Origin of the sequence: Mesorhizobium argentiipisi (SeqCode) (genome assembly GCF_037179585.1) — a bacterium.
In the GTDB taxonomy this organism is placed as follows: domain Bacteria; phylum Pseudomonadota; class Alphaproteobacteria; order Rhizobiales; family Rhizobiaceae; genus Mesorhizobium; species Mesorhizobium argentiipisi.
In genome coordinates, this window is record NZ_JAPYKO010000125.1 from 1 (window position 1) to 401 (window position 401).

General features: G+C 58.9%; 1 protein-coding gene. It reads right to left on the reverse strand.

From position 1 onward, the window contains the following. Positions 1-20: 20 nt before the first annotated feature. Positions 21-314, reverse strand: coding sequence for an aldehyde dehydrogenase family protein (locus O7A05_RS34230; protein WP_337097822.1), 294 nt, complete (start codon positions 312-314; stop codon positions 21-23). Between the last annotated feature and the right edge of the window lie 87 nt (positions 315-401).

The following is a 401-nucleotide window of genomic DNA, read 5'->3' on the forward strand; positions in this document are numbered from 1 at the left end:
AGCCTGGGAGAATGAAGTACCTACGATGCTTCACTCTCCGTCAGGCTAAGCCAGAGCCTCATGTTCAAGGCCAACGGTCTTGAAGATCCTTTGCTGATGACGACCGGTTTGCGGTTGACGAACTCCTTGATCCCTACGTCGCCGAGTTCGCGGCCATACCCCGACCTCTTGATCCCACCGAACGGCAACTCCGGCCGCGACGTGGTCGGGGTGTTTATGAACACCATCCCCGTCTCGATCTCGCGATGGCAGCGAACGCGCTTGCGCGATATCGCTTGAGAAGATCGTGCCGCCGAGTCCGAACTTCGAATCATTCGCCAATGCCGCCGCCGCGTCGTCGACCACAAAAACCTGCGCGACTGGGCCAAAGAATTCCTGGTGGTATGCTGGGTTGTCGGGCG